Here is a 24,402-nt window from a genome sequence, read left to right on the forward strand (position 1 = left end):
TGGATAAGGGGCAGGCGGCGGGGCGAAGGGATCGCCCGGGGGGGGCGGTGGCGGAGGCGCAGGTGCGGCCAGCGCGTCAACGGGTGCGGGCGGAGGCGGCGGAGCGAACGGGTCGAACGGCGGGGGTGGCGGTGGCAGCAGGTTGTTCACGGCCTCGACGGCGTCGTCGACGACATTGCGCGGCGTCGCACCCGACAATCCCTTACCGCACGTCGGCCACGCGCCCTTGCCCTGGCTGGCGAGCACGCGTTCGGCGACGGCGATCTGTTCTTCCTTGCTGGCCAGGTGTGCGGCGGGGGCGTACTCACCGCCGCCGTGACCGGTCCAGGTGCTCGGCGCGAACTGCAGACCACCCTGGTAGCCGTTGCCGGTGTTGATGGCCCAGTTGCCGCCGGACTCGCAGCTGGCCACCCGATCCCATTCGCCGTCGGTGGCGGCGTGGGCTTGGCCGGCGAGGGCAAGGCTTCCGGTTCCGAGCACAGCGCCCGTGAAGGCGACTTTCGCGACGCTTACAGCCGATGAAGCCGGCTTGCGGTGCCGTCCACTCATAGGTGCTTCCGGTCCTCTCTTCGGCGCCCACGAGGTCAGCTGTCGGGTTCGGGCTGGAGAGGTATTGCCCGGCCTTGTCGCACAATGCGATTCGGCTTCACCCCAAGGAACCGATCGGCTCCAGGTCCGTCTTTGACTCGGCGGACCGGTTGGGTCCCCCGCCTCCATCCAAGTTGTTCGTTGGTATCCCGTGCACCAACGGATGGAGCTCGGCGCGGTTGGGCACGGCGGGCCAGTCGGTTTGAGGTCGACCGGCTTGGGACTGAACCGTATCGGCTCGTTTTGGGCGCGTCATCTTTTGCCGATTACGGCGTTTTCGCCTTCGGCAAATCTTAAAAATCCTCTAAATGCCCAGCAGATTTCTGCGTTTCCGCAGGACTATCGCGCGCTAAATCGCGTCGTAGCCAGGTTGTGATCATTCCGTGATGTGACGGAAATCACCGTTATCCGCCGGCGAATGGGGGAAGAACATCGACGGTTTGGGCGTCGCGCAGCGCGACGGCGTCGTCGCGCACAGCGATGCCGTCAGTCAGAAAAGAGCAGCGTTTCAGCACTTTCGCCAGATTCTCGTCGCGCTCACTGAGCTGCCCGACGAGTTCGGCGAGCGTCGTTCCCGGCTGAAGCCGAATCGTCTCCCCATCGTTACCGGCGGCGGCCCGTGCGGCCGCGAAATAGCGGACGTTCACCGCAACCGTGGTCGTTGTCGTCGTCATTGCTTCCTTTGACTCATCCGCCGATCGCGCTCATCGGCCGATCGGGTTGTACGAAGTTCGGATCGTTGATTCCGTGGCCCGCCGCTTTCGCCCACATCGCCAGACGCCACGCGGCCTCGAGGGCGGCGTCGTCGGCGCCCGCGCGCATAAGGTGTCGCAGGTCGGTCTCTTGCTGCGCGAACAGGCAGTTGCGGACCTGGCCGTCGGCGGTCAGCCGGGTGCGATCGCAGGCGGAGCAGAACGCGTGTGACACCGAGGCGATGATGCCGACCTTGCCCACGCCGCCGTCGACGCGCCACAACTCGGCCGGCGCCGACCCGCGCGGGGCGGTGTCCGGGGTGAGGTCGAAATGCTGCTGCAGCGCGGCGAGAACGTCGTCGGCGGAGATCGCCTTGCCGCGTTGCCACGAGTGGCCGGCGTCCAACGGCATCTGCTCGATGATGCGTAGCTGGTAGCCGTGGTCGAGGCAGAAGCGCAGCAGCCCGACCGCGTCGTCAAGGCCGGTGACCGGGTCGAGGACGGCGTTGACCTTCACAGGGTCCAGGCCCGCCGTCTTCGCGGCCCGCAGACCGGCCAGCACATCGGGGAGCCGGTCCCGGCGGGTGATGGCGGCGAATCGCGCGGCGTCGACGGTATCCAGCGAGACGTTGATGCGGTCCAGCCCGGCCTGCCTGAGCCGTTCGGCCCGCTTGTCGAGGCCGATGCCGTTGGTAGTCAGCGTGATCTCCGGCCGGGGGCTCAGCGCAGTCGTCGCGGCGATGACGTCCTCGAGGTGGCGCGCGACCAGAGGCTCGCCACCGGTGAAGCGCACGCTTCTGACGCCGAGCCTCGTGACGGCGATGCGCAGCAGGCGGGTCAACTCCTCGGGCCGCAGCAGCCGCTCCAACGGCAACCAGTCCAGGCCCTCGGCGGGCATGCAGTAGGTGCACCGCAGGTTGCATCGGTCGGTCAACGACACCCGCAGATCGGTGGCGATGCGGCCGAAGGTGTCGATCAGCGGCCCGTCGGCCGGGGCGGGGGAGGACGGTGCGGCGGACGGCACGCCGAGGTGGACGACGGTCACGCGAATGCCCGCTCCGGGTTGTTCGCGGCGTCGACGGGCACGATCTCCTTGCCCAGCGGCATCAGCGACAGCGGGATCAGCTTGAGGTTGGCCAGTGCGAGCGGAATGCCGACGATCGTGATCGCCATCGCGATCGCGGTGATGATGTGCTCGAGGGCCAGCCAGACGCCGAACAGGATGACCCAGATGACGTTGCCGACCAGCGCGCCGGGCCGCGGCCCCGGCTTCTCGACGATGGTGCGGCCGAACGGCCACAGCGCATACATCGCGATACGAAGCGCGGCGAACCCGAACGGAATGGTGATGATCAGGACGAAACAGATCAGCGCCGCGAGCAGGTAGCCCAGCGCCAGCCACAGGCCGCCGAAGACCAACCAGATGATGTTGAGTATCAATCGCATATCGGCGCTTCTTCTCCTCCAGCGGTGGTCTTCAGCCTACCGATAAGGGGGTGCTGGCGAGTTAGAGGTCAGAGTAGGATCGAGCAGCACGCGTCCCGGCGCATCGGGGCGCTTTCCTTTTGTAGGTACAACGACGAGCGGGTGAGACCAGTGCCGACCGGCAGGGTTAAGTGGTACGACGCCGAAAAGGGCTTCGGGTTTTTGTCCCAGGAGGACGGCGAGGACGTCTACGTCCGATCCTCGGCGCTGCCCTCCGGTGTCGAGACCCTCAAGGCCGGGCAGCGCGTCGAGTTCGGCATCGCCGCGGGCAGGCGCGGGCCGCAGGCGCTGACGCTGACGCTCATCGATCCACCGCCGAGCCTGTCGCGCACGCGCCGGGAGGCCGCCGCCGCCGAGCGCAAGCACTCGCCCGACGAGTTGCACGGCATGATCGAGGACATGATCACGCTGCTCGAGAGCGCTGTGCAGCCCGAACTGCGTAAGGGTCGCTATCCCGACCGCAAGGCCGCCCGCCGCGTGTCCGAGGTGGTGCGGGCGGTCGCCCGCGAGCTCGAGGCCTAGTTTCTGGTCTTGGCGCCGAAGCCGAGGCCGAGCAGCGGGCGGACGGGGTACTGAAACTTCAGCCGAGTGTGGGGTCGCGTCACGCCCTCGACGGCCAAAGCGTGCTTCAATGCCACACTCGGCGGGCATGCTGAGTCGCATGGCATATGTGGCCGACAAATCCGACTCCGGTGGCGAGTTCAACCGCGACACCAAGTACATCGGCACTCGTATCACCGCCGATGGCCGCGACGGGTATCCCGTCGAACCCGGCCGCTATCGGCTCGTCGTCGCGCGGGCCTGCCCGTGGGCCAACCGCACGATCATCGTCCGACGGCTGCTCGGACTCGAGGACGCCCTGTCCATCGGCTTCTGCGGGCCCACCCACGACCAGGACAGCTGGACGTTCGACCTCGACCCGGACGGCGTCGACCCGGTGCTGGGAATCCCCCGGCTCAAAGACGCCTACCTGAAGCGTTTGCCCGACTACGACAAGGGCATCACGGTCCCCGCGATCGTCGACGTGCCAACCGGTGAGGTCGTCACCAACGACTTCCCGCAGATCACGCTCGACTTCTCCACCGAGTGGACGCAGTACCACCGCGACGGCGCGCCCGACCTCTACCCCGAGAAGCACCGCGACGAGATCGACGAGGTGGCCCACCGTATCTACACCGAAATCAACAACGGCGTGTACCGGTGCGGGTTCGCCGGATCGCAGGAGGCCTACGACAAGGCCTACGACAGATTGTTCTTCGCGCTCGACTTGCTCTCCGAGCGCCTGGACGGCCAGCGATATCTGGTGGGCGACACCATCACCGAGGCCGACGTGCGGCTGTTCACCACGTTGGCGCGCTTCGACCCCGTCTATCACGGGCACTTCAAGTGCAACCGCCAGAAGCTCGCCGAGCTACCCGTGCTGTGGGCCTATGCCCGCGACCTGTTCCAGACCCCGGGGTTCGGCGACACCATCGACTTCGTTCAGATCAAGCAGCACTACTACATCGTGCACACCGACATCAACCCGACGCAGGTCGTGCCGAAAGGACCAGATCTGGCCAACTGGTTGACACCGCACGGTCGAGAAGCCCTGGGCGGCAGGCCGTTCGGAGACGGGACACCGCCGGGTCCGACGCGCGAGGGTGAGCGGGTCGAAGAGGGCCACGGCGCCGGATGACGCCGACTCAGGACCAGACCGTGCGCACCGACCACTCGGCGTGCGGCGCCGGCACCTCCTCGTCGTCGATGCGCACCAGCGTGGGCAACAGCACGGCCAGCCCGGTGAGCTTGCCGCGCCGCGGGTCGACGGTCGGAATCGTCACCGCCAGTCGCGTCCCCGGGCGGAACTCCTCGACGACGTCGGAATCCTCATACTGGCGCAGCAACACCCACGGCGCCCTGGCGATCGCCGGTGGCACCGACAGCTGCACCGCGTCGCTCTCGGTGACGGGCAGTTCGCCCTGGTCTTGAAAGACCTCACACTTGGTGGGGTTGAGCACCTCGCAGTAGCGGTACGGGCCGACCCGCACGAGGTGTCCGTGCGAATACGCGCTGATCTCAGCGTATTTCGGTGAGTCGTCGTTGCCGCTGAGCCACCAGACGAGCACACCGGTACCCGCCGACGCGAGGATCACCACCGCGACGAGCGCGGCGATCATGCGTTTCACTCGTGCGCCACCGCCGCGGTCTCCGTGCGTCCGCCCTCCTGCTCGGCCAGCACGGGTCGGTTGCCGCCCAGACCCGGAATGAGCGAATCACCGCGGTAGCTCACCACGGTCTGCGCCAGACCGAGAATCAGCACCGAGGTGATCGCCGTGAAGCCCACCCACAGTTCGGTGTAGACGAGCACGCCGACCGCACCGCCGGCGACCCAGGCCAACTGCAGCACCGACTCCGAGCGGCCGAAGGCCGAGGCACGCGACTCCTCCGGGAGGTCGTCCTGCAGCGACGCGTCCAGCGAGGCCTTGCCGATCGCGCTGGCCCCCGACGTGAGCAGCGTGGCGATCGCGGCGACCAGCAGGTTGCCGGTCAGCGCTGCGGCCAGCGCCGCGAGGGTGACGACGATCGTGCAGCGCACCACCACCTGCGCCGGACGGCCCAGCTTGAGGCGCGCGCTGGTGAAGTTGCCCGCGAAGTTGCCGATGGCCGCGGCCGCGCCGATCAGTCCGAGTATGCGCAGCTGCTCCCACCCGCTGGCGTCGTGCGACTTGGCGACGAACGCCGGATACAGGAAAAGAAAGCCCACCATCACCTTGATGGTGCAGTTGCCCCACAGTGCGGCGATGGTGTTGCGGCCCAACGGCTGCCGCGCCGACTTCGGCGGAGGCAGATGCTCGGTGCCGCGCCGCAGTTCGCCCGTGCGACCGTGGTAGCTCAGCGTCGCAGGGACCTCGCCCTCGGTGACCTCGACCCATTTCGGGATCCGCATCGCCAGCGCCGCACCCGCCACCGACACCGCGACGATCACGTACAAGGCACCGGGCATCTGGAACAACTTGAACAGGTACTCCGCACCCGCGGCCACCGCGCCGCCGACCAGCGTGCCGCCGAGCAGACCGAACGTAGTCAGCCGCGAGTTCACCCGCACCAGGTCGATGGTCGGCGGCAACACCCGCGGCGTCACCGCGCTACGCAACACACTGAATGACTTGGACAGCACCATCATTCCGAGCGCGCACGGATACAGCACCCACGAAGGGAAGCTGCCGGTGACACCGTCGTAGTTGGCGATCAGCACCACCGCGAGCCCCGTGCGCAACGCGAACGACGTGGCGAGCGCGACGCGGCGGCCGTGTTGCAGCCGGTCCAGCGCGGGTCCGATGAGCGGGGCGATGACGGCGAACGGCGCGATCGTGATCAACAGGTACAGCGCGACTTTGCCCTTGCTCTCCCCGGAGGCCGCCGCGAAGAACAACGTGTTGGCCAGCGCGACGGCCATCGCGGCGTCGACGGCGAAGTTCGCCACCACCGGCCACGTCAACGCGGTCAGCCCCGACTTGTCGGCACCGTCCGCGGTCGCGGCCCTGTGCACCAGGCCGTACATCTTGGAGCCCATCTCGCGGCTGCGCTGCGCGGCCGCCCGTGTGACGGTGACCTTGTCGCCCTCGGCGCCGCCCATCCTGTGCGGCGGCGTCGTGGCACCGAATTCGCGGGTGGGCTCGTCGAGCGGAGGCAACCAGCGGTTGGCGCTGGGCGTCGGCCCGCTGCGCCGGGGACGACGGTAGTTCGGGTCGCTCGGGTAGTTCGCCATCCCCGGGTGCTCGTCACTCCACCGGTCGTCGCCCCAGCGGTCGTCGGCGGGCGGCCGTGGCGGGTAGTACCGAGGGTCACGCCGATCCGCAGAGTCTCGGGGGTCACGGCGCGGTCCGGTCACGATGTCGATTCTCCACCATCGAAGCGGTCGCGGGCGTGCAGCCAACCGGTGTGGCTGCCGGTTAGCCGGTCAGGCAGTATTGAGGGCGATGGACAGCGTGACCGAATCCGCCGAGCGGCCGGATCTGGAGGCGGTACTCCTGGGCGCCGTCGACGACGCGCGTGCGGCGATCGTCGAGTTCAGCGGCGAGGACACCGTCGGTGAGTACCTGGGTGCCAGCTTCGAGGACCCGACCGCGGCCACGCACCGCTTCCTCGCCGACATGCCGGGCTACCGCGGCTGGCAGTGGGCCGTCGTCGTCGCGGCGTGGCCCGGCGCTGACCACGCCACCATCAGCGAGGTGGTGCTGGTTCCGGGGCCGACAGCGTTGCTGGCGCCGAAGTGGGTGCCGTGGCAGGACCGCGTCCAGCCCGGCGATCTGGGCCCGGGAGATCTTCTCGCCCCGGCCCCGGACGACCCGCGTCTGGTGCCCGGCTACATGGCGACCGGCGACCCGCAGATCGACGACGTCGCACTCGAGGTGGGTCTGGGCCGTCGCCAGGTGCTCAGCCGATGGGGCCGCATGGACGCGGCGCAACGCTGGCACGACGGCGAGTACGGCCCGGGTTCGGCGATGGCGCGCTCGACGCGGCGGGTGTGCCGCGACTGCGGGTTCTACCTTCCGCTGGCCGGTGCCCTGGGCACGACGTTCGGCGTCTGTGCCAACGAGTTCTCCGCCGACGGGCACGTCGTCGACTCCGAATACGGTTGCGGCGCACACTCGGACACGCCCCAGCCCGCGGGCGGCGGATCCCCGCTCTTCGACCCGTACGACGACGGCGTGCTCGACCTGACCGAACCGGCCGACTAGCGGTTAGCTTTCGGCGGCGGCCTTGATCCGCGCGAGCGTCTCGTTCATCCCCTCGACGAGTTCACGTTCGAAGCTGGGCACGCCACCCATCACCGCGTTGACCAACATCGTCGACACCGGCTTGACCCCGTTCTCCGCGTGACGGGTCTCCACCAGACGGGTGCCGGTCTCGGTTGGCTCGAGCTCGTAGCTCCACACGGTGTTGTTCTCGTTGACCCGAAACGCCAGCTTCTTCTCCGGGACCACCTCGATGATCCGGCTCGTGGTGGGCCACATCAGGAACTTGCGCCGGTTGAGGTTGATCGTCCGCGCACCCGGCTGCAGCGGGCCGAACGTCTTCATGACCCGGCACTGCGGGCTCCACCGCGGCATGTTCTTGAGGTTCGAGACCAGCTCCCACACCTTCGCCACCGGGGCGTTGATTATCGTCTCGGCCTGCAACATCGGGGCTGCCATAGCCTTCTCCTGTCTGCTCATCTCGCGCTAGGTGAGTCCGCTCTGCGCCCCGCGCGATCCGCGACGCACGGCGCGACGTTGCCACAACCAGATCGCCGTGCCAAGGGCACCGACGCCTAGCCCGGCCACCGTGTACGGCCGCCATTCGTGTAGACCGGTCACCGTGAACGCCAGGATCGCAGCGACGACCCAACCGGCCGCGATCGCGACGATGACCGGAGCCGGCCTGAGCAGGCTGGCGGGCAACGGGGGCGGTTGCGGGGTCATCGCTATGAAAGGTAGCCCACCGCGCTGCGGTGCCGGCCGAGCGCGCCTGCCGTGACGCACACTGTGATCGACGTCGACGATCCCTCCGATCCGCGACTCGACGACTTTCGCGATCTCAACAGCGTCGACCGCAGACCCGACCTGCCCACCGGCAAGGGGCTCGTGATCGCCGAAGGCGTGCTGGTGGTGCAACGCATGCTGGCCTCGCGGTTCGCGCCGCGCGCGATGATGGGCACCGACCGCCGGCTGCAGGAACTCGCGGGCGACCTCGTCGGCGTCTCGGCCCCCTATTACCGGGTCCCCGCCGATGTGATGGCCGAAGTGGTTGGCTTTCACCTCAACCGCGGCGTGCTGGCGTCGGCATCGCGGCCGCGCGAGTTGACGGTCGCCGAGGTGTTGAACGGTGCCCGCACCGTCGCGGTCCTTGAAGGCGTCAACGACCACGAGAACCTCGGCTCGATCTTTCGCAACGCGGCCGGTCTCGGCGTGGATGCGGTCGTGTTCGGCACGGGCTGCGCCGACCCGCTGTATCGGCGAGCCGTTCGGGTGTCGATGGGCCATGCGCTGCTCGTGCCCTACGCATGGGCGCAGTCGTGGCCTGATGACCTGAAGTTGTTGCAGGACAATGGGTTTCGTCTGTTGGCGATGACACCCACGCCTACCGCAAGCACCCTGGCCGACGCGATGGCGGGCGTCGCCGACGACAAGGTGGCGATCCTCGTCGGGGCGGAGGGGCCGGGGCTCACCGAGCGGACGATGCGTGCGGCCGATCTGCGGGTGCGGATTCCGATGTCGCGGGGAACCGACTCGCTCAACGTCGCGACCGCTGCGGCCCTGGCGTTCTATGAGCGGGTTAGATTGGGCACCGGCGAGATTGAGCGGAGCGACGCGGAGTGAATGAGATGGCCGACGACTCGACGCCGTGGGCGATGGGGTTGACGGTGGCGGGGTTTGTCGCGGCGGTCGTCGCCGCCGCGATCGTCGTGCTCAGCCTCGGACTGTTGAGGTTGCACCCGCTGCTGGCGATCGGACTCAACCTGGTCGCGGTCGGCGGCCTGGCCCCGACGGTATGGGGGTGGCGCGACCGGCCGGTGTGGCGGTGGTTCGTGTTGGGCTCCGGCGTCGGCGTGGCTGCGGCGTGGTTGGTGGTGCTCGCCGTTGCGTTGAGCGGCTGACCTGGCGCGGTACGTCAGCGCTGGCCGCTGGACCGCACGCCCAGCAGAACGTCCTCCCACGCCGGGACCGCCGGCTTGGCCTTACCCCTGCGCGCCTTGGGCTGCTTCGGTGCGACCGCTTCGGCCTCCGCCTCGGGCTGCGGTTCCGGTGGACTGACCTGCACCGGGGGCTCAATCGGAAGCGTCGGCTTCTCGGCCTCAGCCGCAAACTCGGGCAGCGCGGCGACCGGACGCAGCGGGCGCGAGAAGTTCGGGTCGATCAGCTCGGAGGCCGCGTCGTCGAACGCCGTCACCGTCCCGCCGTGGGCGCCGGGGGTGAACCGGAAGTGGGCGACGTTGTCGGACATCCCCGCCTTCCACGCCAGCTGCACGGTCCAGCGGCCGTCCTCGTTGCGCCACGCATCCCATGCGGGGGCGTCGGGGTCGAGCCCGCGCGCGATCAACGCCGTCGTGACCGTCTCCAGCAGGGTCAGCACCGACGGACCGTCGGGAAGAACCGGGTGCGCGGCCGTCGCCAGCTCGGCGGCGCGGGAACGTTCGAGTAACACTGGGTGGGCGAACCGCTCGACACGGGCCACGTCGACACCCGACGCCTGGGCGACCTGCTCGATGGACGCGCCCGCCCTGATCCGCGATTGGATCTCTCTGGGGCGCAACACGTTGTGAACCTCGGCCTCGTCTCGTGTCTGGCTCGAACCCATCTGGTCACCTCGAACGGCGGCCCGCAACCGATCGTCGCGCCGCAGCGTGAATTTCTCGCCGGAGCCGTCGACCTCGCAGATGATTCGTTTGCCGTCCACATCGAGTCCGACGACTTTGAGTTCCCGCATGGCGACCTCCTCCGGGCTAGCGCAAAGCCCGATCAACCGGACACTACTGCGTTATCCGGGCGTTACCTGGTAGGACACGCCAGCTAAAGCCGCTCCCCGCCTGTTGGTCGCGGCTAAAGCCGCTCCACCACCCAATCGATGCACGCCGTGAGCGCGCTGACGTCGTCGGGCTCCACGGCCGGGAACATCCCCACCCGCAGCTGGTTGCGGCCGAGCTTGCGATAGGGCTCGGTGTCGACGATGCCATTGGCCCGCAGCGTCTTGGCCACGGCCGCGGCGTCGATGTCGTCGTTGAAGTCCACGGTGCCCACCACCTGCGAACGCAAGGCCGGATCCGCGACGAACGGTGTGGCGAACTTGGCCGCGTCGGCCCATCCGTACAGCCGCTGCGACGAGTCCGCCGTGCGCTTGACCGCCCAGTCCAGCCCGCCGTTGCCCAGCAGCCAGTCCAGCTGCTCGGCCAGCATGATCAAGGTGCCGATCGCCGGGGTGTTGTAGGTCTGGTTCTTGAGGCTGTTCTCGATCGCGATCGGCAGCGACAGGAACTCCGGCACCCAGCGGCCCGAGTTCGCGATCGCCTCGACGCGGGCGAGCGCGGCCGGCGACATGATCGCCAGCCACAGTCCGCCGTCGCTCGCGAAGTTCTTCTGCGGAGCGAAGTAGTAGACGTCGGATTCGGTGATGTCGACTTCAAGCCCACCCGCCGCAGACGTCGCATCGATCGCAATCAGCGCATCGCCCGACCCGTCGGGGCGCCGCACGGGGACCGCAACACCGGTCGAGGTCTCGTTGTGTGCCCAGCCGATCAGGTCGACCGACGGGTCCGAGGTCGGCTCCGGTGCGCTGCCCGGGTCGGCCTTGACGACGACCGGATCGCCAACGAACGGGTTCTTGGCGACGGCCGAGGCGAATTTCGCGCTGAACTCCCCGTACGTGAGATGCAGCGACCGCTTGTCGATCAGGCCGAACGCCGCCGCATCCCAGAACGCGGTGGTGCCGCCGTTGCCGAGGATCACCTCGTAGCCGTCGGGCAGCGAGAACAGCTGGCGCAGCCCTTCGCGCACCCGGCCGACCAGGTTTTTCACCGGCGCCTGGCGGTGCGAGGTGCCGAACAGGTCGCCCGCTGCGGCGAACGCACTGAGCTGTTCCGGTCGGACCTTGGAGGGCCCGCAGCCGAAGCGGCCGTCGCGCGGTTTGAGGTCGGCGGGAATCGTCAGCTGCGACATGCGGTCAACAGTAATGACCGGACCTGTGCCGTCGCCGTGGGGAGGGGCGGCAGAGAAAAGTCACGAAAGTGGGTAAACGGGCTTCATAGAGACCTCGCCGTGTCCATACTGTGACCTGTCGGGGACTGAAGCTCGAGCCCAGGGGGGCACGTGAACAGTCGTAGAAGAAGCTCGGTCCTGATATCTGTGTGTGCGGCCGCGGCGGCCGTCAGTGCCCCAATGCTCGCTCATGCCGACGGCGCCGACGACGGTGCGCTGCTCAACGAGATCAACGCTGCCCGCGCCGCGAACGGATGCGGTCCGGTCGCAGCGAACCCACAGCTGAGCGCGGCCGCGGCCCGGCAGGCCAACGACATGCTGGCCAACAATGTGCGAAGCCACACCGGTTCGGACGGGTCATCGGTCGGTCAGCGCATCACCGCCGCCGGCTACACGCAGTTCTCCAACGCCGGCGAGATCATTTTCTGGAGCACCGGGGTCGCCGCCGTTCCCGCAGAAGCCGTGAACTGGTGGATGAACAGCCCCGGCCACCGCGCGATCATCACCGATTGCGGCATGACCGAAGCCGGCGTCGCGGTCGTGCGCAACGGCGCCAGGGCCGCCGCTGTCGGCGAGTTCGGTAGCCGGTAACACCCGAACCGCCCGAAGGTCACCTCAGTGTGATCGCCATCACATGACACCGTATTTCAGGCGGTGTGACACATCGCGTTGAGGGGTATGTTCAGTAGGCGATACCTCCGGTACCGTTGTTGGACATCAGAGGCGCGAATGTAAACCTCATAGGGGAGGCTGAAGATGGCGCGGACTCGAATGGTCAGGCGATGGCGTCGCAACATGGAAGTCAGCGACGACGCCGATTACGTCGACACCCTCACCACACTGTCCGAGGGTTCGGTGCGGCGGAATTTCAATCCGTACACCGACATCGACTGGGACTCTCCGGAGTTCGCGGTCACCGACAACGACCCCCGCTGGGTACTGCCCGCCACCGACCCGCTCGGTGGACATCCCTGGTATCAGGCCCAGCCGCTGGAGCGGCAGATCGAGATCGGGATGTGGCGGCAGGCCAACGTCGCCAAGGTCGGGTTGCAGTTCGAGATCATCCTCATCCGCGGCCTGACGAACTACGCGTTCTGGGTGCCCAACGGGTCGCCCGAATACCGGTACTGCCTGCACGAGTCGGTCGAAGAGTGCAACCACACGATGATGTTCCAGGAGATGGTCAACCGCATCGGCGCGGACGTGCCGGGCATGCCGCGCATGCTGCGCTGGCTGTCGCCGTTCATCCCGCTGATCGCCGGGCCGCTGCCGATCCCGTTCTTCTTCGGCGTGCTCGCCGGCGAGGAACCGATCGACCACACCCAGAAGAACGTGCTGCGCGAGGGCAAAGAACTGCATCCGATCATGGAGCGGGTGATGGCGATCCACGTCGCCGAGGAAGCGCGCCACATCTCGTTCGCCCACGAGTATCTGCGCAAGCGCCTGCCGCATCTGAATCGCCGGCAGCGGTTCTGGCTGTCGTGGAACGTGCCGATCATCATGCGGGTGCTGTGCCAGGCGATCATCGTGCCGCCGAGGTCCTTCTGGCGGGAGTTCGACATCCCGCGCTCGGTGCGCAAGGAGCTGTTCTTCCGCGCACCCAAGTCGAGGCAGTTCCTGCGCGACATGTTCGGCGACGTCCGGATGCTCTGCCACGACACCGGGCTGATGAACTCGTTCGCCAAGCTCGTGTGGCGGATGTGCAGGATCGACGGTCCGCCCAGCCGCTACCGCAGCGAGCCGGCTCGCCAGCACGTGGTCGCTGCCGCGTAGGGAGCGCTTGTGCCCCATGTGATCACCCAGTCGTGTTGCAGCGACGGGTCCTGTGTCTACGCGTGTCCGGTGAACTGCATCCACCCGACGCCCGACGAACCCGGCTTCGCCACCGCCGAGATGCTCTACATCGATCCGGTGGCGTGTGTGGACTGCGGTGCATGCGTGTCGGCGTGCCCGGTCGGCGCGATATCGCATGATTCGAGGTTGACGCCCGCGCAGCTCCCGTTCGTCGAGTTGAACGCCGCGTTCTATCCCGAACCGGACGGAAAGCTGCCGCCGACATCGAAACTGGCGCCGGTCATCGAGGCACCGGTGGTGTACCCGAGGGCGGGTGGACCGCTCACCGTGGCGATCGTCGGCTCGGGACCGGCGGCGATGTATGCCGCCGACGAGCTACTCACCCAGAAAGGGGTGCGCGTCAACGTTTTCGAGCGGCTGCCCACGCCATACGGATTGGTGCGCGCCGGCGTCGCCCCCGACCATCAAAGCACCAAACGCGTGACCAAGCTGTTCGACAGGGTCGCGGCACAACCGGGATTCACCTTCTACCTCAACGTCGAGGTGGGCAACGACGTCACCCACGACGAACTGCTCGAGCATCACCACGCCGTCCTCTACGCCGTCGGGGCGCCCAATGACCGCCGGCTCGACATCGCGGGAATGGACCTGCTTCGCACGGGTACTGCCACCGAGTTCGTTGCCTGGTACAACGGCCACCCCGACTTCGACTCACTGCCCATCGATTTGAGTCACGAGCGCGTGGTCATCGTCGGCAACGGCAACGTCGCCCTCGACGTTGCTCGGATACTCGCCACACCGCCCGATGTCCTTGCGAGCACCGACATTTCCGATCACGCGCTCGCCGTGCTCCGCGCATCGAAGGTGACCGAGGTGGTGATCGCGGCCCGCCGCGGCCCCGCCGACTCGGCGTTCACGCTGCCCGAGCTGATCGGGCTGACGTCTGCGTGCGAGGTGGTGCTCTCGCCTGAGGACCACGCGTTGGTGGACCGCGACCTGGCCACCACCGAGGATCGGTTGACCCGCAACAAGTTGGAGATCCTGAGCAAGCTGGCGGATACCTCCGCGCCGGTGACGCGACCCCGTATCCAGCTGGCCTATTCGCTCACGCCGAAGCGCGTCGTCGGTGACGTCCGCGCCGAGGCGATGGAGTTCACGGTCACCGGCACCGACGAGGTGCGTTGGGTCGACGCGGGACTGGTGTTGACCTCGATCGGCTACCGCGGCAAACCGATTCGCGGGCTGCCCTTCGACGAGTCCGCCGCGGTCGTGCCCAACGACGGTGGTCGCGTCGTCGACCCGCCGTCGGGTACGCCCGTTGCCGGCAGCTACGTGGCGGGCTGGATCAAACGCGGGCCAACGGGCTTCATCGGCACCAACAAGTCGTGCGCCGCGCAGACCGTGCACAACCTCGTCGCCGACTACAACGAGGGCAGGTTGCGCGATCCCGTGTACAAGCCCGCGGCACTCGAGAAACTCATTCGCAGCAGGCGGCCCGACATGGTCGACTCCGCCGGGTGGAAGGCGATCGACGCCGCCGAAGTCGCCCGCGGCGGCGACGAACGACCGCGCGTGAAGTTCGCTGTGGTCACCGACATGCTCTCCGCCGCGGCCGACTCCCGCGGACCCGGGCTCGGCCGGCGCCTGCTGGCCGGCCTGCGCCGCTAGCTCCGTCACTGGTGCTGCTGCACCGCCTTCTCGATCTCCTCGGGGCTGACTTCACGCATCGGCTGCCCCATCGACCACACATGCCCGAACGGGTCGCGCAGCTCGCCGTAGCGATCGCCCCAGAACATGTCACCGAGCGGCATGACGACCGTCGCGCCGGCGTCGACGGCCTTCTGGAACTTGGCGTCGACATCGGTGACCGTCAGATGGATGGTCACCGGCGAGCCGCCGAGAGCTTCCGGCGTCGCAGACTTACCGTCGTTCATGTCCGGGAAGTCGTCGTTGAGCATCACGAGCGCCCCGTTGATGCGCAGCGCGGCGTGGAACAGCCTCTTGCCGTCGGGCCCCGGCACGCGGCCGAGTTCCTCGGCGCCGAAGGCCTTGACGTAGAAGTCGATGGCTGCGGCGCCGTCGCTGACCGTGAGCATGGGCGACACTGCTGGTTCAAAGTCGATGGCCATGTGGAGAGCTCCTCTCAAATTCGATGTGTCCCGCGGACGCGGTTGTCAGTACCGACCACGCGAGCGCGCTCAATTCATCGGTACGCGCTCATGCAACCACTGCCCACCGACAGATCAGAGGCTTCAGACGATCGAGAACGACGCCGGCAGAGCGTCGCGGCCCGTCAGCGCCATCAGCACCGTCTCGCCCTGCTGCTCGGCGGCGATGCGTGCCGCCAACACCAGCGCCTCCTCGAGCACAGGTGGCGGCAGCGTGAACGAAAGACCAACGGCGCGTGCGATGTCCAGGCTGTGCACGGCCAGCTCGAATGTCCGCGTCGGCAGATAGGTCCGCAACCGGATGCCCAGCCCGCCCAGCACCCGGATCAACGGGTCGTCCACCGTCTCCAATCGCGCGATCGCTCGGGAGACGAGGTCTGCCACTGCGGCCGCCGGGTCGTCACCGAGGTCGCGCCCCGCCTGCCTGCCGCGCTCGGCCACATCGGCGGGATTCAAGCCCAGCGCCGTTGGGTTCACCCGTGCGTAATACTCCTGCGGCGTGGCGATGTCCTCCGCCTCAGCGGTGGTCTCGAGGTACGTGAGCACCGTCGTCAGCGAGCGCGACGTGTGCCCGACAAGCGAGCGCAGGTCCCACTCGCCCAGACCAGGCCCGGACCACGCGTCGGCGGGAATGCGGCCGACCAGGTCCGCGAAACTGTGGGCCGCCGAGGCGAAGGTCTCCAGGGTCGAGGGCGCAGTCACGACCGGACGACTTGGTCCCAGCCCTCGACCGACTCAGGGCTGCGAGGCTCCGGCCCGACGTAGATCGCCGACGGACGCACCAGCTTGCCGAGCCGCTTCTGCTCGAGGATGTGGGCACACCAGCCCGCGGTGCGCCCGCAGGTGAACATCGCGGGCATCATCTTGGTCGGCACCTGGGCGAAGTCCAGGATCACCGCCGCCCAGAACTCGACGTTGGTCTCGATGGCACGGTCAGGTCGCCGCTCCCGCAGTTCGGCGAGGGCGGCCTGTTCGAGGGCGGCCGCGACCTCGTAGCGCGGCGCCTCGAGCCGCTTGGCCGTCGCGCGCAGCACCCGGGCCCGCGGGTCCTCGGCGCGGTACACCCGGTGCCCGAAGCCCATCAGCTTCTCGTTGCGGTCGAGGATGCCCTTGACGACGGCGCGGGCGTCGCCGGTCTGCTCGGCCTCCTCGATCATCGGGATCACCCGCGCCGGTGCCCCGCCGTGCAGCGGTCCGCTCATCGCGCCGATCGCACCGGACAGGGCGGCAGCGACGTCGGCGCCGGTGGAGGCGATCACGCGCGCGGTGAACGTCGAGGCGTTCATACCGTGTTCGGCGGCGCTGACCCAGTAGGCGTCGATGGCCTCGACGTGCCGAGGGTCCGGATCGCCCTGCCAGCGGGTCATGAACCGCTCTGTCACGGTTGAACATTCGTCGATGGTGCGCTGCGGGACCGCGGGCCGATAGATTCCGCGCGCTGATTGTGCGACGTAGGACAGAGCCATCACCGAGGCCCGGGCAAGGTGGTCGCGGGCGGTCGCGTCGTCGATGTCGAGCAGCGGGGGATAGCCCCAGATCGGTGCCAACATCGCCAATCCCGCCTGGACGTCGACGCGCACGTCGCCGCTGTGGATGGGCAGCGGGAACGGTTCGGCGGGCGACAGACCGTTGCCGAACTTGCCGTCGACCAGCAGCGCCCACACGTCGCCGAAGGTGACCCGCTGGTTGACCAGATCCTCGATGTCGACGCCGCGGTAGCGCAGCGCGCCGCCGTCCTTGTCGGGTTCGGCGATCTCGGACGTGAAGGCGACGACGCCTTCGAGGCCGGGGACGAAGTCTTCGGGCACCGCGCTCATGGCCAGATTCTCGCACCTGTGAAACGGCGCTCATCTGGCGGTTGCTGACACGACGGCAGCCGGTGTGGGCGTAGCGTTGGCGCGTGGCGGAGGTAGGCCCGGAACACTTGGCGAGGATGCGGGTGGAATACGGTTCGGTGGAAAAGGACGGCAGTCCAGACCTGGACGTGGATTGGCTGGCCGACGGCTGGGTTACGTTGCTGCGCAAGTGGTTAGCCGACGCCGAACGCGCCGGCGTGGCCGAACCCAACGCCATGGTCGTCGGTACGGTCGACAGCCGGGGACGGCCCGTCACCCGGTCGGTGTTGTGCAAGAGCGTCGACGACACCGGCATCACGTTCTACACCAACTACGACTCCGACAAGGGCGAGCAGCTGGCTGCGACGCCCTACGCGTCGGCCACCTTCCCCTGGTATCTGACCGGTCGCCAGGTCCACGTCCGAGGCCCCGTGACGAAGGTGTCGGCGGAGGAGACCGCTGGATACTGGTCGAAGCGGCCGCGAGGGTCGCAATTGGGCGCGTGGGCGTCGTACCAGTCGAAGCCGATCGCCTCCCGCGCGGCGCTGCTGGAGCAACTGGCCGAGGTGACGCGGCGCTTCGAAGGTCAGGAGACGGTGCCGGTGCCGCCGAATTGGGGTGGCTACCTGATCGCCGCCGACGTCGTGGAGTTCTGGCAGGGCCGGGAGAACCGTGTGCACAACAGGATTCGTCTCCAGGACGGGCGCATCGAGCGGCTCCAGCCGTAAGAGGCCGGGTTCGCTGCTAAGCGGCGAGGCTTCGAAATACAGACGTTGATCATGTTTCGAGGACGCCAATTTCTTAGCTCCTTCATAGGTTCTGCCGTTAGGATGCCAGTTGTGCCTGACGGTAGGGGGGCGCAGTCTGTCGGCCTGCGCGAGCGCAAGAAACAGCGCACGCGTGCGACCCTCATCGACGCCGCCGTGGAACTGTGCCACGGACAGGGTTTCGACAACACCACCGTGGACCAGATCGCCGCGGCGGCCGACGTTTCACCGCGCACCTTCAGCCGGTACTTCCCGACCAAGGACTCCATCGCGCTGGCTCTCGTCGATGAAATCGTCGACCAAGTCGCCCTCGAACTGGACCGCCAACCCGCCGAGCTGAACTACCTGGAGGCGATCCTGCGCGCCTACGTCGCGATGGGGGAGGCGGCCAAACACGCGGGACCCGACGATCTGCGCGCCGAGCGGGTGTTGTGCATCGCCCGAATCATCCTGTCGTCGCCGACGCTGCGACAGGTCACCGTCGAATTCCGGGGCAACGCGGTCGAACGCGCGCTCGCCAGGCGCATGGGCGTCGACCTCACCGACCGCCGGGTGCGGCTGGCCTCTGCGACGTGGAGTGCGGTGATCATGACGGCGCTCACCGATGTCGTGCAGGTCAACCGCGACTGGTCACAGGTGTCCATAGACGACCTGATCGAGCGCTTGGAGATGGTCTTCGCGGAGTTCACCGGCTTGTTGGGTAATCTGCGGCTGCCCGTCTGAGCAAGTGACCGCCCCCGGCGCGTCACGCGTGCCGATATGGGACTACCTTTTGTAGGAGCAATGTCCGAATACTCCCAGCAGCGACGAAGGGAACCTCGTGGCCGATAACGCGAAGAGTGGGGAAGGGCAAGCCACCCTCTCCTACCCCGGTGGCACGCTCGACCTTGACATCGTTTCCGCCACCGAAGGCGCTGATGGCATCGCGCTGGGTTCACTTCTGGCCAAGTCCGGCTACACGACCTTTGACGAGGGCTTCGTCAACACCGCGTCGACCAAGAGTGCGATCACCTACATCGACGGCGACGCCGGCATCTTGCGTTACCGCGGCTACCCGATCGAGCAGCTCGCCGAGAAGTCAAACTTCATCGAGGTGAGCTACCTGCTCATCTACGGTGAGCTGCCCAACAAGGAACAGCTCGCGGAGTTCACCACCCGGATTCAGCGGCACACGCTGCTGCACGAGGACCTCAAGCGGTTCTTCGACGGCTTCCCTGCCAACGCGCACCCGATGCCCGTGCTGTCGAGCGCGGTCAATGCGCTGTCGACCTACTACGAGGATTCGCTGGACCCGTTCGACGACAACCAGGTCGAGCTGTCGACCATCCGGCTGTTGGCCAAGCTGCCGACCATCGCGGCGTACGCCTACAAGAAGTCCGCGGGCCAGCCGTTCCTGTACCCGGACAACTCGCTGACTCTGGTCGAGAACTTCCTGCGGATGACGTTTGGCTTCCCGGCCGAGCCCTACGAGGTCGATCCCGAGATCGTCCGCGCGCTGGACATGCTGTTCATCCTGCACGCCGACCATGAGCAGAACTGCTCGACGTCGACGGTGCGGTTGGTCGGCTCGTCGCAGGCCAACCTGTTCACGTCGATCTCCGGCGGCATCAACGCGCTGTGGGGTCCGCTGCACGGCGGCGCGAACCAGGCGGTGCTGGAGATGCTGGAGAAGATCCGCCAGGCCGACTTCGACGTCCACGAGTTCATCAAGAAGGTGAAGAACCGCGAGGACGGCGTCAAGCTGATGGGCTTCGGCCACCGGGTCTACAAGAACTACGACCCGCGCGCACGCATCGTCAAGGAGCAGGCCGACAAGATCCTGGGCAAGCTCGGCGGCGACGACGAGATGCTGGACATCGCACGGACACTCGAGGAAGCCGCGCTCACCGACGACTTCTTCATCGAGCGCAAGCTCTACCCGAACGTCGACTTCTACACCGGCGTGATCTACCGGGCCATGGGCTTCCCGACGCGCATGTTCACCGTGCTGTTCGCGCTCGGCCGGCTGCCCGGCTGGATCGCGCACTGGCGTGAGATGCACGACGAGGGCAGCGGCAAGATCGGCCGTCCGCGCCAGGTGTACACCGGCTACACCGAACGCGACTACAAGGACGTCAGCAGCCGCTAGGTCTGTTGGCGCCTTCCGTCGAAGGTGGGTTACCCGCACGTTCTGAGCGTCCAGAGCGTGGCGTAATCCCACTTTCGGCGTCGCGTATCTCACTGCCAGGCGCCTTGCCGGACGAACAGTTGTAGTTTCACAATTGTTGGGTGAATGAAACCGTCGTCCGGTCATTGAGCGCTCGGCGCAAGGCCATCATTTTGGTGACCTGCTGCCTGAGCCTGCTGATCGTGTCGATGGACGCGACGATCGTCAACGTCGCGATTCCCAACATCCGCGCCGACCTCGACGCCAGCGGGCCACAAATGCAGTGGGTGATCGACATCTACACGCTGGTGTTGGCGTCGTTGCTGCTGTTGTCGGGCGCGGCCGCCGACCGGTTCGGCCGTCGAGGCACGTTTCAGATCGGGCTGACGGTGTTCGCGGTCGCATCGCTGCTGTGCAGCCTGGCGCCGAACATCGAGACGCTGATCGCCGCGCGCTTCCTGCAGGCGATCGGTGGCTCGATGATGAACCCGGTCGCGATGTCGATCATCACGCAGGTGTTCACCGGCAGGGTCGAGCGCGCCCGGGCCATCGGCATATGGGGTGGCGTCGTCGGTATCTCGATGGCCGCGGGGCCGATCGTCGGCGGTGTGCTCATCGAGTGGATCAACTGGCGCGCGGTGTTCTGGATCAATCTGCCGATCTGCGCGGTGGCGATTCTGCTGACCGTCGTCTTCGTCCCGAGGTCCAAGTCGCTGACCATGCGCGACGTCGACCCGATCGGCCAGTTGCTGGGCATGGCGTTCCTGTTCGGCCTCGTCTTCGTGCTCATCGAGGGTCCGGGGTTGGGTTGGGGAGACGTTCGTACGGTCGCTGTGGCAGTCGGCGCGGTCGCGGCCTTCGGCGGCTTCGTGGCGTACGAGGCGCGCAGGCGGGACCCGTTCGTCGATCTGCGGTTCTTCCGGAGCATCCCGTTCGCATCGGCGACCGTGATCGCGGTGTGCGCGTTCGCGTCGTGGGGTGCGTTCCTGTTCATGATGTCGTTGTACCTGCAGGACGCGCGCGGCTTCTCGGCGTTTCACACCGGCTTGATCTATCTGCCGATAGCCGTTGGGGCGCTGGTGTTCTCGCCGCTGTCGGGCCGGATGGTCGGGCGGTTCGGCGCCCGGCCGTCACTGTTGATCGCCGGGACGCTCATCACGGCGGCGACGGTCATGCTCGCCCAGCTGTCGGCGACGACGCCGGTCTGGCAGCTGCTGGTGATCTTCGCTGTCTTCGGTATCGGATTCTCGATGGTCAACGCCCCGGTGACCAATGCGGCGGTCAGCGGCATGCCGACCGACCGGGCGGGGGCGGCCTCGGCTATCGCCTCGACCAGCAGACAGGTCGGCGTGAGTATCGGTGTGGCGCTGTGCGGTTCGGTCGCAGGCGGTGCGCTGGTCGGGATGGGCCCGGACTTCGCGGGGGCCACCCGGCCGCTGTGGCTGATCTGCGCGGCACTCGGGGTGGCGATCATCGTGCTCGGCTACTACTCGACGTCCGGCAGGGCGTTGCGGTCGGCCGATCGACTGGAACCGTTGGTGACGGCCGATGTCCGGTAGTGCAGCCGACGAGGCGTGGCGGGCGATGGCGGCCTTCGTCGTCGAGAACCACGACAGCTGGAAGAGGGCGGTCGTCGAGCAGTCCGGGCTGCCGTTCAGCAGGGTGCGCATCCTGCGGCGGTTGAGCCGACGGCCGATGACCGTCAAGGAGCTGGCGCACGCCGCGACCATCGACGCGCCGGCCGCGACGGTCGCGGTCAACGACTTGGAAAAGCGCGGGCTCGTGGTGCGTCAGGTGGATCCGGCGAATCGCCGGTGCAAGCGGGTGTCGCTCACCGATGCGGGATGCGCCATGGTGGCCAAGATCGACGCGGTCGAGGACCCGGCACCAGAAGCCCTGGCGAACCTGGACGAAGCCGACCTCGAGGCGCTACGCGAGATACTCGCCAAACTGTCGGCGGATTAGCTCTCCAGCACTGCCATCGCGGCATTGTGCCCACCGATACCCGAGACTCCGCCTCCGCGACGTGATCCCGCGCCGCACAACAGGATTCGCTCATGTGCGGTCGCCACGCCCCAGCGTCGAGCCGGGGTGTCGAGTGGTTCGTCGTCCTCGGCGAACGGCCACGTCAACGCACCGTGAAAGATATGCCCGCTCGTCATGCCGAGCGAGTGTTCGAGGTCGAAAGTCGTCTTCGTCTCGATGCACAGTCGGCCTGCCGAATCTTCCATCAACACATCGTGAATCGGCTCGGCTAGAACCGAATTCAACGAACTGAGCACCGCCGACGTCAACGCGTCCCGCATCCGGTCCGGGCCGCCGGACGACACCAAGGGGTGGGGAGTATGCAATCCGAAGACCGTCAACGTCTGGGCTCCCGCGGCGCGGAGTTCGTCCGACAGGATCGACGGATCGGTCAGCGAATGACAGTAGATCTCGCACGGTAGTGGATCGGGTACCACACCGTCGTCCGCGCGCAGGTATGCCGAATCCAACTGGCTGAATGCCTCATTGATGTGCAACGTTCCGCCGAACGCCTGCTCGGGTGTGACGGCATCGTCGCGCAATCGCGGTAGGCGCCGCAGCATGAGGTTCACCTTGACCTGCGCGCCCGGCGTCGACTCCGGCGGTTTCTCACCCAGTAAGCCGGCGAGCACGCTCGGCGTCACGTTGGCCAGAATCACGCCGCCGTGGACCGTGTGATCAACACCGTTGCGGCGGTAGCGCACTTCGCCGTCGGGATCGATCGCGTACACCTCTGCACCGCAGGTGATTTCGGCACCATAGCCGGCTGCCGCGGCAGCAAACGCACCGCTGATCGCGCCCATCCCGCCGATCGGTACATCCCAGTCGCCGGTTCCACCGCCGAGCAGGTGGTAGAGGAAACAGACGTTCTGGATCAACGACGGATCGTCGAGGCGGGCGAAGGTGCCGATCAACGCGTCGGTGGCCATCACACCGCGGACGACGTCGCTGTCGACGGCCGAGGTGATCGCGTGCCCGATCGGCTCGTCGACCATCGACCGCCATGCGGTTTCGTCATCCACGAGAGCGCGCGCTTGTGTGCGCGTCAGAAGCGCTTCCAGCAGCGTCGGCCATAACCGCTCGACCAGCCCACCGCACCGGCGGTAGAACCCGGCGAACCGCGACTCGTCGTCGGCCGCGCCGATCGCGTCGAATGTCGACGTGGGGCCGATGAGCAGTCCGGTGCGGCCACCGGTAGTCGGGTCGGGCGTGTACGACGAATAGCGGCGACGCACCAGGCGAACCCGCGCGCCCAGGTCGTCGACGATGCGCCGGGGCAGCAGGCTGACGAGGTAGGAGTATCGCGACAACCGGGCGTCGACTCCGTCAAACGCGTGCGCGGAAACCGCCGCGCCGCCGACGTGGTCCAGTCGCTCCAGCACCCGAACCCGACGACCCGCCTTCGCCAGATACGCCGCCGCGACGAGACCGTTGTGCCCGCCGCCGACGATGATGACGTCGTAACTGGGGCTCAGTTGAGGTAGCCCTCGACCTCATCGGGCGGACGCACCTCGGCTTCGCGTGGATCGCCGCCGGTCTCCCGAAGCGCCCGGCGCTGCCGCAGCAGATCCCAACACTGGTCGAGCTGCACCTCGACGGCCTTCAGCCGTCGGTGCTCCTCGGATTCGTCGATCTCGCGATTCTGGAGCTGCGCGCGCAGCTCCTGCTCCTCGGCGACCAGCCTGTTGACCTGGTCGAGAATGTCTTGGTCTTTGGTCACAGCATCAGTCTGCCCGACTACCGTGAGTGCGGTGACTTCAAGCTCAGGGCAGAAGCCCGAAATCGAATTCCCCGACGGCCCTCCGCCTAGCGAAATGGTGATCACCGATCTGGTCGTCGGCGACGGCGCCGAAGCGGTGCCCGGCGGCAACGTCGAGGTGCACTACGTCGGCGTGGAGTACGACACCGGCGAAGAATTCGACAGCTCATGGAACCGCGGCGAGTCGATCGAGTTCCCGCTGCGCGGCCTCATCCAGGGTTGGCAGGACGGCATTCCGGGCATGAAGGTCGGCGGTCGTCGACAGCTCGTCATCCCGCCCGAGCAGGCCTACGGTCCCGCCGGCGGCGGGCACCGGCTGTCGGGTAAGACGCTGATCTTCGTCATCGACCTGCTGGCGACCCGCTGACCTGCCGTCGAAACTGAAGAACTGCGCGTTCGAACGGCAGATTTTCGCGCAGAGGCTCA

The 24,402-nt window shown here is 67.4% G+C and carries 29 protein-coding genes and 1 riboswitch; of the genes, 14 read left to right on the top strand and 15 right to left on the bottom strand.

All coding sequences use genetic code 11. The features are described from left to right. From CEX88_RS26425 to CEX88_RS23015, 4 genes are all read right to left on the bottom strand, one after another. The coding region (locus CEX88_RS26425) for a transglycosylase family protein (protein WP_141209853.1) at positions 1 to 549 on the bottom strand (549 nt) is incomplete at its 3' end. Positions 550 to 558: 9 nt separating this feature from the next. Beyond that, a riboswitch (cyclic di-AMP (ydaO/yuaA leader) is annotated at positions 559 to 739 on the bottom strand. 253 nt (positions 740 to 992) lie between these two features. Beyond that, a complete protein-coding gene (locus CEX88_RS23005) occupies positions 993 to 1,262 on the bottom strand; it encodes a MoaD/ThiS family protein (protein ID WP_094295274.1) in 270 nt (89 codons plus the stop codon). A 13-nt stretch (positions 1,263 to 1,275) separates the two neighbouring features. Continuing rightward, complete coding sequence (moaA, locus tag CEX88_RS23010; protein WP_094295275.1) at positions 1,276 to 2,325, bottom strand: GTP 3',8-cyclase MoaA; 1,050 nt, start codon at positions 2,323 to 2,325, stop codon at positions 1,276 to 1,278. Then, entirely contained in the window at positions 2,322 to 2,726 is a 405-nt protein-coding gene (locus CEX88_RS23015; protein ID WP_094295276.1) for a YccF domain-containing protein, read from the bottom strand. Before CEX88_RS23015 ends, moaA begins: the two co-directional genes overlap by 4 nt. A gap of 150 nt (positions 2,727 to 2,876) precedes the next feature. Here CEX88_RS23015 and CEX88_RS23020 point away from each other — a divergent pair, with 150 nt between their 5' ends. Both CEX88_RS23020 and CEX88_RS23025 read left to right on the top strand, forming a co-directional pair. Continuing rightward, positions 2,877 to 3,287 (top strand): cold-shock protein, encoded by a 411-nt coding sequence (locus tag CEX88_RS23020; RefSeq protein WP_068195690.1) that lies wholly within the window; start codon positions 2,877 to 2,879, stop codon positions 3,285 to 3,287. 139 nt (positions 3,288 to 3,426) lie between these two features. Beyond that, on the top strand, positions 3,427 to 4,443 hold the full coding sequence (locus tag CEX88_RS23025; protein ID WP_202931623.1) for a glutathione S-transferase family protein: 1,017 nt from the start codon (positions 3,427 to 3,429) through the stop codon (positions 4,441 to 4,443). 7 nt (positions 4,444 to 4,450) lie between these two features. On the opposite strand, the gene CEX88_RS23030 is transcribed toward CEX88_RS23025, so the two are convergent. Continuing rightward, entirely contained in the window at positions 4,451 to 4,933 is a 483-nt protein-coding gene (locus CEX88_RS23030; protein ID WP_094295277.1) for a DUF2771 domain-containing protein, read from the bottom strand. After that, a complete protein-coding gene (locus CEX88_RS23035; protein WP_202931624.1) occupies positions 4,930 to 6,516 on the bottom strand; it encodes an MFS transporter in 1,587 nt (528 codons plus the stop codon). Before CEX88_RS23035 ends, CEX88_RS23030 begins: the two co-directional genes overlap by 4 nt. 211 nt (positions 6,517 to 6,727) lie before the next feature. Here CEX88_RS23035 and CEX88_RS23040 point away from each other — a divergent pair, with 211 nt between their 5' ends. Next, on the top strand, positions 6,728 to 7,489 hold the full coding sequence (locus tag CEX88_RS23040) for a DUF3027 domain-containing protein (RefSeq protein ID WP_094295279.1): 762 nt from the start codon (positions 6,728 to 6,730) through the stop codon (positions 7,487 to 7,489). Positions 7,490 to 7,492: 3 nt separating this feature from the next. Here the strand turns inward: CEX88_RS23040 and CEX88_RS23045 are convergent, their stop codons facing one another. Together CEX88_RS23045 and CEX88_RS23050 are read right to left on the bottom strand one after the other, a co-directional pair. Beyond that, positions 7,493 to 7,945, bottom strand: a complete 453-nt coding sequence (locus CEX88_RS23045) for an SRPBCC family protein (RefSeq protein WP_094295280.1) — start codon at positions 7,943 to 7,945, stop codon at positions 7,493 to 7,495. Between the two features lie 27 nt (positions 7,946 to 7,972). After that, positions 7,973 to 8,212 (bottom strand): DUF2530 domain-containing protein, encoded by a 240-nt coding sequence (locus CEX88_RS23050; protein ID WP_066850511.1) that lies wholly within the window; start codon positions 8,210 to 8,212, stop codon positions 7,973 to 7,975. 51 nt (positions 8,213 to 8,263) lie between these two features. Between CEX88_RS23050 and CEX88_RS23055 the strand changes: the two genes are divergently transcribed. Together CEX88_RS23055 and CEX88_RS23060 are read left to right on the top strand one after the other, a co-directional pair. Further along, on the top strand, positions 8,264 to 9,109 hold the full coding sequence (locus CEX88_RS23055; protein WP_066850509.1) for a TrmH family RNA methyltransferase: 846 nt from the start codon (positions 8,264 to 8,266) through the stop codon (positions 9,107 to 9,109). Positions 9,110 to 9,114: 5 nt separating this feature from the next. Then, positions 9,115 to 9,387 (top strand): DUF2537 domain-containing protein, encoded by a 273-nt coding sequence (locus CEX88_RS23060; RefSeq protein ID WP_094295302.1) that lies wholly within the window; start codon positions 9,115 to 9,117, stop codon positions 9,385 to 9,387. Positions 9,388 to 9,401: 14 nt separating this feature from the next. Here the strand turns inward: CEX88_RS23060 and sepH are convergent, their stop codons facing one another. Both sepH and serC read right to left on the bottom strand, forming a co-directional pair. Continuing rightward, the gene (gene sepH, locus CEX88_RS23065) at positions 9,402 to 10,217 is read right to left on the bottom strand and encodes a septation protein SepH (RefSeq protein ID WP_066850507.1); all 816 of its coding nucleotides are present in this window, start codon (positions 10,215 to 10,217) and stop codon (positions 9,402 to 9,404) included. 113 nt (positions 10,218 to 10,330) lie between these two features. After that, positions 10,331 to 11,443, bottom strand: a complete 1,113-nt coding sequence (serC, locus tag CEX88_RS23070) for a phosphoserine transaminase (RefSeq protein ID WP_094295281.1) — start codon at positions 11,441 to 11,443, stop codon at positions 10,331 to 10,333. 219 nt (positions 11,444 to 11,662) lie between these two features. Between serC and CEX88_RS23075 the strand changes: the two genes are divergently transcribed. The 3 genes from CEX88_RS23075 (at position 11,663) to CEX88_RS23085 (ending at position 14,944) form a co-directional block, all read left to right on the top strand. Next, positions 11,663 to 12,073, top strand: coding sequence for a CAP domain-containing protein (locus tag CEX88_RS23075; RefSeq protein WP_094295282.1), 411 nt, complete (start codon positions 11,663 to 11,665; stop codon positions 12,071 to 12,073). 165 nt (positions 12,074 to 12,238) lie between these two features. Continuing rightward, complete coding sequence (locus CEX88_RS23080) at positions 12,239 to 13,255, top strand: AurF N-oxygenase family protein (protein WP_094295283.1); 1,017 nt, start codon at positions 12,239 to 12,241, stop codon at positions 13,253 to 13,255. A gap of 9 nt (positions 13,256 to 13,264) precedes the next feature. Further along, complete coding sequence (locus tag CEX88_RS23085) at positions 13,265 to 14,944, top strand: FAD-dependent oxidoreductase (protein ID WP_094295284.1); 1,680 nt, start codon at positions 13,265 to 13,267, stop codon at positions 14,942 to 14,944. A gap of 5 nt (positions 14,945 to 14,949) precedes the next feature. Here the strand turns inward: CEX88_RS23085 and CEX88_RS23090 are convergent, their stop codons facing one another. From CEX88_RS23090 to CEX88_RS23100, 3 genes are all read right to left on the bottom strand, one after another. Next, positions 14,950 to 15,405 carry a VOC family protein gene (locus CEX88_RS23090; protein WP_094295285.1) on the bottom strand — a complete coding sequence of 152 codons (456 nt, stop codon included), beginning with the start codon at positions 15,403 to 15,405 and terminating at the stop codon, positions 14,950 to 14,952. Positions 15,406 to 15,528: 123 nt separating this feature from the next. Further along, positions 15,529 to 16,146 (bottom strand): maleylpyruvate isomerase family mycothiol-dependent enzyme, encoded by a 618-nt coding sequence (locus CEX88_RS23095; RefSeq protein WP_094295286.1) that lies wholly within the window; start codon positions 16,144 to 16,146, stop codon positions 15,529 to 15,531. Next, positions 16,143 to 17,261, bottom strand: a complete 1,119-nt coding sequence (locus tag CEX88_RS23100; protein ID WP_094295287.1) for a citrate synthase 2 — start codon at positions 17,259 to 17,261, stop codon at positions 16,143 to 16,145. The genes CEX88_RS23095 and CEX88_RS23100 overlap by 4 nt, the downstream gene beginning before the upstream one ends. 116 nt (positions 17,262 to 17,377) lie before the next feature. On the opposite strand from CEX88_RS23100, the gene pdxH reads away from it, so the two are divergent. From pdxH to CEX88_RS23125, 5 genes are all read left to right on the top strand, one after another. Next, positions 17,378 to 18,007, top strand: coding sequence for a pyridoxamine 5'-phosphate oxidase (gene pdxH, locus CEX88_RS23105; RefSeq protein WP_094295288.1), 630 nt, complete (start codon positions 17,378 to 17,380; stop codon positions 18,005 to 18,007). Between the two features lie 111 nt (positions 18,008 to 18,118). After that, on the top strand, positions 18,119 to 18,769 hold the full coding sequence (locus tag CEX88_RS23110) for a TetR family transcriptional regulator (protein ID WP_420799243.1): 651 nt from the start codon (positions 18,119 to 18,121) through the stop codon (positions 18,767 to 18,769). Positions 18,770 to 18,866: 97 nt separating this feature from the next. Beyond that, positions 18,867 to 20,174, top strand: a complete 1,308-nt coding sequence (locus CEX88_RS23115) for a citrate synthase (RefSeq protein WP_094295290.1) — start codon at positions 18,867 to 18,869, stop codon at positions 20,172 to 20,174. 140 nt (positions 20,175 to 20,314) lie between these two features. After that, complete coding sequence (locus CEX88_RS23120) at positions 20,315 to 21,751, top strand: MFS transporter (RefSeq protein ID WP_094295291.1); 1,437 nt, start codon at positions 20,315 to 20,317, stop codon at positions 21,749 to 21,751. Beyond that, entirely contained in the window at positions 21,741 to 22,157 is a 417-nt protein-coding gene (locus CEX88_RS23125) for a MarR family winged helix-turn-helix transcriptional regulator (RefSeq protein WP_094295292.1), read from the top strand. The genes CEX88_RS23120 and CEX88_RS23125 overlap by 11 nt, the downstream gene beginning before the upstream one ends. On the opposite strand, the gene CEX88_RS23130 is transcribed toward CEX88_RS23125, so the two are convergent. Together CEX88_RS23130 and CEX88_RS23135 are read right to left on the bottom strand one after the other, a co-directional pair. Beyond that, the gene (locus CEX88_RS23130; RefSeq protein ID WP_094295293.1) at positions 22,154 to 23,692 is read right to left on the bottom strand and encodes a phytoene desaturase family protein; all 1,539 of its coding nucleotides are present in this window, start codon (positions 23,690 to 23,692) and stop codon (positions 22,154 to 22,156) included. The two genes, CEX88_RS23125 and CEX88_RS23130, sit on opposite strands and share 4 nt — an antisense overlap. Next, complete coding sequence (locus tag CEX88_RS23135) at positions 23,689 to 23,937, bottom strand: DUF2630 family protein (protein WP_094288496.1); 249 nt, start codon at positions 23,935 to 23,937, stop codon at positions 23,689 to 23,691. The genes CEX88_RS23130 and CEX88_RS23135 overlap by 4 nt, the downstream gene beginning before the upstream one ends. Before the next feature lie 94 nt (positions 23,938 to 24,031). Between CEX88_RS23135 and CEX88_RS23140 the strand changes: the two genes are divergently transcribed. Continuing rightward, a complete protein-coding gene (locus CEX88_RS23140) occupies positions 24,032 to 24,343 on the top strand; it encodes an FKBP-type peptidyl-prolyl cis-trans isomerase (protein WP_094295294.1) in 312 nt (103 codons plus the stop codon). The last annotated feature ends 59 nt before the right edge of the window (positions 24,344 to 24,402 follow it).

Origin of the sequence: Mycobacterium neumannii (assembly GCF_002245615.1) — a bacterium.
In the GTDB taxonomy this organism is placed as follows: domain Bacteria; phylum Actinomycetota; class Actinomycetes; order Mycobacteriales; family Mycobacteriaceae; genus Mycobacterium; species Mycobacterium neumannii_A.